At 42.9% G+C, this 6,947-nt stretch carries 4 protein-coding genes; 2 read left to right on the top strand and 2 right to left on the bottom strand.

What is annotated here, in order from left to right; translation table 11 throughout:
* Positions 1-57 precede the first annotated feature (57 nt).
* Both FD44_RS09270 and FD44_RS09275 read right to left on the bottom strand, forming a co-directional pair.
* Positions 58-696 (bottom strand): NAD(P)H-binding protein, encoded by a 639-nt coding sequence (locus FD44_RS09270; RefSeq protein ID WP_010619301.1) that lies wholly within the window; start codon positions 694-696, stop codon positions 58-60.
* Positions 697-836: 140 nt separating this feature from the next.
* The gene (locus tag FD44_RS09275) at positions 837-2,243 is read right to left on the bottom strand and encodes an amino acid permease (RefSeq protein WP_010619302.1); all 1,407 of its coding nucleotides are present in this window, start codon (positions 2,241-2,243) and stop codon (positions 837-839) included.
* Between the two features lie 267 nt (positions 2,244-2,510).
* Here FD44_RS09275 and FD44_RS09280 point away from each other — a divergent pair, with 267 nt between their 5' ends.
* Complete coding sequence (locus FD44_RS09280) at positions 2,511-3,629, top strand: exonuclease SbcCD subunit D (protein ID WP_010619303.1); 1,119 nt, start codon at positions 2,511-2,513, stop codon at positions 3,627-3,629.
* Positions 3,626-6,736, top strand: coding sequence for an AAA family ATPase (locus FD44_RS09285; RefSeq protein WP_010619304.1), 3,111 nt, complete (start codon positions 3,626-3,628; stop codon positions 6,734-6,736). The genes FD44_RS09280 and FD44_RS09285 overlap by 4 nt, the downstream gene beginning before the upstream one ends.
* The last annotated feature ends 211 nt before the right edge of the window (positions 6,737-6,947 follow it).

The raw sequence follows: 6,947 nt of genomic DNA on the forward strand, positions 1-6,947 counted from the left end.
TAACTTTATCGGAGCCCTTCATTATTCCGAAAGTGTTTTTCGTATTTATAGATTAGGTTAGTACCAAGCTGGTTTGTCACCGTCAGTGTTAGGTTTGTTTAGCCCAACTGAGTGACGAACCTCTTGGGTAGGAGACTTGACCAATTTGTAGACAAAGTCAGCGACACTCTTACGGGAAACTTCAGTCCCCTTAAAAGTATCATCTCTTTGAGTCGTTTCGTATGCCACTTCATCATGATTGGTTAACCATGCTGGTCGAATGATGGTGTAATCAAGATCGGAATCTTCCAAAACCTTGGCAGCAGCCGCATAGTTTGTAATGTAGCTTCCAAGGGTCTTGTTGTTCCACTCACCAAATTTGCCAGGGACTTCATCATAAATTCCAAGGGTTGAAATCCAAATGAGTCGTTTGACGTTTTGCGCGTCTAAAGCCTGTACAACGGCCTTAGCTTGATCTTCAATATTACCACCAGCCAAATTGGCGTAAACAACGTCAACACCTTTTACAGCGGCAGCTAAGGTTGATTCGTCAGTGACGTCGCCCTCGATGATTTCGGCGTCTTTAGTGTTAGCACTATCCAAACGTGAGGCGTTTCGTAAGAACAGTTTGACTTTTAAATCACCGTCAGCAAAAAACCGATCCTCAGCTAATTTGGCAATTTTACCGTTTGCTCCAAGAACTAAAACAGTTGTCATTAGAAAACCTCCTGTGCATATTTTTGATTACTATTTAAATATAGAAGTCTTAAATTGACATATCAAGGATTCATAATTGTAATCTATTTCACATTGGGACACAAAAAAAGACCCGCATCTAGCGGATCTTCATGAGTTTATTAATTAGTTTCATTCTTTGCTTCTTCACCTTGTTTTGACTTGGCAATGGCTGCTTCTTCGTTTCCATGGAACTTCACGAAGTAAAGGATTGTCATAAAGACAAGGAAGACAACACCGACGATGATTGGAATCCGAGTTTCTGGATTAACAAACATGAAGACCAATGTTAAGAGCAGGAAGAAAATAGTGACGTAATTTGAAATTGGTGAAAATGGCATCTTGAAGGGGTGTTCATCCATAATGTCCGCATGGGCTTTTCGGAAGTTGATTTGACTGATTAAAATGACAAACCAGGGAATCATTCCGGGAAGAACACTTGAACTATAAACTAGCACAAAAATGTTGCTTGCTTTAGGCCAGAAAATTGGAATTAAGAAATTCAAAACAACTCCTAAGAAAATTCCCAATGAAATTGAAATAACGGACCAGTATGGAACGCCATGACGATTTAATTTGAGGAAGCCCTTTGGTAATTCGCCTCGGTTAGCAAGGGTAAATGACATCCGACTTGCACTGTAGATACCGGAGTTTGAGCCAGAAAGAGCGGCAGTAACAACCACGAAGTTGATGATTGAGGCAGCGGCTGTGATACCGATTTTGGCAAAGGTTTCAACGAAAGGTGAACCAATAGCGTTGAGCTTGTCCCAAGGGTAGATCGAAACAATCACAAAAATAGCACCAATGTAAAAGATGAGGATTCGAGCAACGGTCGACTGAATTGCTTTAACAAGCGTGTGACGAGGATTCTCAGCTTCACCAGCTGTAACCCCGATTAACTCGATTCCTTGATAAGATGCGAGAACAATTGAAAGAGCAAAAATGAAGCCTTTGACGCCACCGGTGAAGAAACCACCGTGAGTCCACATGTTACTAATACCAATTGGGTGCATGTGATTACCAATTCCGAAAATAATGAGTCCCAAGCCGGCGATAATCATTAGGACAATCGTCACAACCTTGATTAATGCAAACCAAAATTCAAGTTCCCCAAACATTTTAACGGAAATCAAGTTAGCCAAACACAAGAAAGTAATCGCAATGAGACCTGGGATCCATGCAGGCAATCCTGGCCACCAAAATTCCATATAACCACCAATCGCAATCATTTCACTCATTCCAACGACAATAAATTGGAAGATATTGCTCCAGGCAGTTAGGTAGCCAAAGACGGGATGCATGTACTCGGTGGCAAACTTGGAAAACGAACCGGTATCCGGATCGACATACAGCATCTCACCGAGAGCCCGCATGATTAAGTATAAAAATATTCCAGCAATTCCATAGGCAATTAAAACGGAAGGGCCGGTCCACTTGATGGTGGAGGTGGACCCCATGAAGAGTCCAACACCTATTGTTCCACCGAGGGCGATCATTTGCATCTGTCTTGCGCTTAATTTTCTTTGCATAGCCTTAATTTCCTTTCTCATTTAATTATAATAAGATGTTCATTTAAATATTTACTCGTAAAGTCGGACAAATGATAAATATAACAACGAAAAAGCGAGCGAAAAATTCATAAAAATTTAAACGAATATGAGAACATGATACATGAAACTTCTTGAATGAGCAAACTGGATTTGACCAGAAAGCGATAATTTGACCCAAAAGTTTCCAAGCGGGTTGATTCAAGTTACAATTAACAACAACTAAACTAATGAAAATGGGGAATGAGCATGCGGTTCTTACATACCGCCGATTGGCACATCGGCAAAAAGCTTCATGAATTTGATTTGGTTGACGAGCAACAGGATGCCTACCAACAAATTGCTGAAATTGCTAAGGAAGAAAAAGTAGATGCCATCGTCATCGCAGGGGATTTATATGATCGAAAAGTACCTAGCGAAGAGTCAATTAATCAATTAGATGCGATGATATTAGATTTAAATTTAACCCGAAAATTTCCAATTTTAGCGGTAAGTGGCAATCATGACAGTGCGCCACGATTAGGAAGTGGAAGCCACTGGTATGAGGCGACTCATTTCTATTTGCATACAACGATTGCGCAGGCGTTAACGCCAATTGAAATGGCAGATACACAATTCTTTTTATTGCCCTATTTTGAACCCTTTCAAGTTCGGCACTTTTTTGAAGATGACAGTATCCAAAACGTTCAGCAGGCGATGAATCGGCTTGTCGCTGAGATGCAGAAAAATTTTGATGCGACTAAACAGCATGTTTTAGTGGCCCATTTTTTTGCTGCAGGCAGTCAACATGTTGATTCAGAAACGACCGTGGAAGTCGGTGGATTGGACGCCATTGCCGTTGATTCCATGGCCACATTCGATTACGTTGCGTTGGGGCATTTACACGGAAAGGATGCCTTGCATGCCGAAACGGTCAAATACAGTGGGTCACCCGTGAAGTTTTCCCTTTCTGAAGCCAAGCAGCAGAAGGGCGTTTGGATAGTTGATACGGCTCCCTATAACGCCAAATTTGTGCCGATTAAGCCTAAAAAGGATATCGAAATTTTAACGGAATCATTTGCAACCCTGATTAATCCGGCCTATTACGAAAAAGTTAACCGCTCAAATTTCATTGCGATCTCTTTGACCGATGTTGATGTGATTACGGATGTGATGGCGCGGTTACGCAAAATTTATCCCTATATCATTAACTTGGATCGGAAATATGGCATCCAGGATGTCGAAAGTCAGAAACGAATTGATCCAAATTTAGATCCGATGACGCTTTTGACTGATTTTTACAACCAAGCAACTGATTCACAAATGTCGAAGGATCAGCAGAAATGGGCCGCACAGGCGCTAACCGTCGCTAAGGAGGATGACGAATGAAACCACAAAAGTTAGATATTCATTTCTTTGGTCCGTATCGAGATCAACACGTTGATTTCAAGGTATTCAAGGACTTTCCCGTTTTCCTTATCAGTGGTAAAACGGGTGCCGGGAAGACCACACTATTTGATGCGATGTGCTTCGCCCTATTTGGTGAAACCTCCGGAAAAGAACGAGATGGTAAGCAAATGCGGGCCGATTTTGCCACCATGACCGACGAAACAAGCGTTAGTTTTACCTTTACTCACGAGGGAAAGACCTACGTTATTGAACGAAAACCGGATCAGTTGATTGCTAAGAAAAATGGTAGCGGCGTCACTGATCGTCCCGCAAAAGTTGAATTAACGGTGTTCAAGGGTGGCGAGGAACTTAATCAATTAACCAAAATTAACACGGTGAATGATTACATTCGAAATTTACTGCAACTATCGGCAAGTCAGTTTAAGCAAATCATTTTAATTCCTCAAGGAAAGTTTCGCGAATTTTTGACTGCCTCAAGTGGCGATAAAGAGGTTATTTTACGCGATTTATTTGGGACAGAACTGTTTGAAAATTGGGCCGAAGAACTTAAAAATTTACTGGCTGATAAGAAAACGACAAATGCTGATATCGAGCAGCAATTAGGCACCTATCAGAGCCAACTTAAATGGACCGACGAAAATAAGCAACAGGCGCAAGAAAGTCAATTGCCAACAGATGTTTTGAAACTGATGGCCGAGCAACAAACGTCTAGCCAAACAGATTTGGTGCAACAAAGGGCGGCTGTCAAAGCGGCAGAAACAAAGGTCACAAGCCTGCAAAAGGAGCTCACTGAAGGACAAAAGCTAACCGAGCAAATTCAACAGTTGGCCCAGTTGGCCGAAGCTCAAACGAAGCTTGATGTACAATCGGCGCACATCAATGAAGTCAACGCGCAAATTGAAGATTTACGTTGGGCCCAATCATTGCGTGGTCATGCTGAAAATTGGCAGCAAGGTCGTGAAGAATTGGTTGCTTTACGCAGTCAATTGACTCGTAGTCAGGAAAAGCAGCAGCAAACTGCTGAACTTTTGAAAAAAGCCCAACAGGATCAGGCTAACTTAACTGTGCGGCAACCTGAAATGGATGCGGTCACGAAACAGATTGGTCAATTGGAAGCCGTACGGGATCATTACGATTCATTGGCCAAGACTGACGCTCAATTAGCTCAAGCAAAGGTGGATTTAACTAGTCTCACGAGTCAAAAAGCCACATTAAACGAGAAATTAGTCACGGAACAAACCCAGTTAACAGCGCTAGAAACTGCGATTGGAAAAGAATCTGGCCTTCTCAAACAGCAGGCAGATTTAAAACTAAAGCAGCAACAGCTAATCAATTTAAAACACCGAATTGAAGTTAGGGATGGCCTAGAAGCTAAGCTACAAATGACGCTTGAACAAGTTGGCAGTGCTAAGGCTGCTGTGACGTTGAGTCAAACGCAAAATGATGAGCGAAAAACGCAGTATGACACGATTAATCAAAAGTGGCTTGCTGAAGAAATATCCCGACTTAGCGCACAATTGACGCCCGGAGCCCCTTGCCCCGTTTGCGGATCGACTGATCATCCGGTGCCTGCACCGACGGCTACCATTGACGTTAGTGAAGTTCAGGTTAAAAACGCCAAAGCCGAATTTGATGAAAGTACCCGACAATTGGGACTCAGACAGCAGGAATGGCAGGCGCTGGAAGCGACGGCAAAGGAACAACGACAACAGCTAAATGACGCCGCGATTGCGTTAAATGACCAAAATAAGTCCAACACAACGGATAAAGCGCAAGTAGGTGAAGAAATATCCCAAGTTGAGAGTGACCAAACTGTGCTCAAAACGGAACTAGGCAAAATTTCAAAAAGCAAAGAAACCAGTATCACCAGCAAATCACTGCTGACAGAGTTGCAGTCACAGTTAGATTCTTGTGACCAGCAATTAAATGATGCTAATTTACGTCAGGCGCAATTGCAAACGCGGAAGATTGAGTTAACGAAGCAGCTACCAGCCGATTTGGTAACTGTTGATGCTTATCAAACGAAACTTTCGGAATTAAGGACCAGTCGAACGCAATTTGATACGGATTTAAAAGCGGCCAATGCAACTGTGGAAAAGCAGCAGGTCGCGTTGACTCAATTGGCAGCGGACGTTAAGAATGTCACGAGTCAACTTGAGAAACAGGAAAAAACCAACGCTAGCTTGGAACAGGAGTTAAAGGCGGCGACGGTCGAGAAACTTCATTCAGATGATATCGGGCTGTTACTCCAGTTGATCCAAGAGCTGGACGACCTAGCTACCCTGAAAGCAGAAGTTGATCATTTTAGTGAAAAGCAAAGTGAAATTAAGGGACAAATCAGGCAGGCAAAAGAGGCAGTTGGCAATCAGAAACAGCCAGATTTAGCGCTATTGACGAAACAGCTGGCGGCCATTAAAGAAACGAGTGAAGGGGCGCAACAAGCCTATTATCACTTGGAGCAAATGATTGAGGCTAATCAAGAGTTAGTTGAAAAAATGCAGGCGCTCATGAATCAACAGCGGACTCAACTTGAACAGCTAAACAAATTAGCTGAATTGAGCGAAGTGGTGAATGGTAATGGGAGTCAACGCCTGAGTTTGGAACGATACGTTTTACAGACTTACCTGCAACGGGTCTTATTTACAGCAAATGCCCGTTTAACCAGTTTGACGAACGGCCGCTACCGGTTTGAATTAGCGACCGAACCAGAATCTGGCCGAGGTAAGACGGGTCTCGGAATTAACATTTATGATGATAATGTTGGAAAGCAACGGAGTGTTAACACCCTTTCTGGTGGTGAAAGTTTCATCGCGGCTTTGGCCCTTGCACTTGGGTTGGCAGAAGTCATTCAAAATCAATCTGGCGGCATCAAGATTGAGGCCTTATTTATCGACGAAGGGTTTGGTTCCTTGGACGAAGATGCACTTGAACGGGCTATGGAAACGCTGCAGTCGATGGAAAGTAATTCACGGATGATTGGCATTATCAGCCATGTCAAAGAACTCCAGGATCAAATTCCGGGACAATTAATGGTGACGCCTAGTGGCAATGGGGAAAGCACCGTTAGTTACCAAACTGAATTTTGATTTTTTATTGACAACTGGAAAAAGAAAGCCTATTGTTTGTGACAAATAAATAGTTCGCTCATAAAACCAATGAAGTGGAGATCAAGATCGTTGTGCACGTTAAGAGAGTTGCCGGTGCTGAGAATGGCAGTCGAACGCAGACGGTTAAATGGACCACAGAGGGTTCTTCCGAAAGATTTCGAGTACGAAGAAACGTCAGGCATACGTCAGT

Source organism: Secundilactobacillus malefermentans DSM 5705 = KCTC 3548 (genome assembly GCF_001436395.1).
Taxonomy (GTDB): Bacteria; Bacillota; Bacilli; order Lactobacillales; family Lactobacillaceae; genus Secundilactobacillus; species Secundilactobacillus malefermentans.

What these genes read in the sequence shown, in the direction of transcription:
- FD44_RS09270 (WP_010619301.1), bottom strand. Translation starts at nt 696, where the DNA reads ATGACAACTGTTTTAGTTCTTGGAGCAAACGGTAAAATTGCCAAATTA.
- FD44_RS09275 (WP_010619302.1), bottom strand. Translation starts at nt 2,243, where the DNA reads ATGCAAAGAAAATTAAGCGCAAGACAGATGCAAATGATCGCCCTCGGT.
- FD44_RS09280 (WP_010619303.1), top strand. Translation starts at nt 2,511, where the DNA reads ATGCGGTTCTTACATACCGCCGATTGGCACATCGGCAAAAAGCTTCAT.
- FD44_RS09285 (WP_010619304.1), top strand. Translation starts at nt 3,626, where the DNA reads ATGAAACCACAAAAGTTAGATATTCATTTCTTTGGTCCGTATCGAGAT.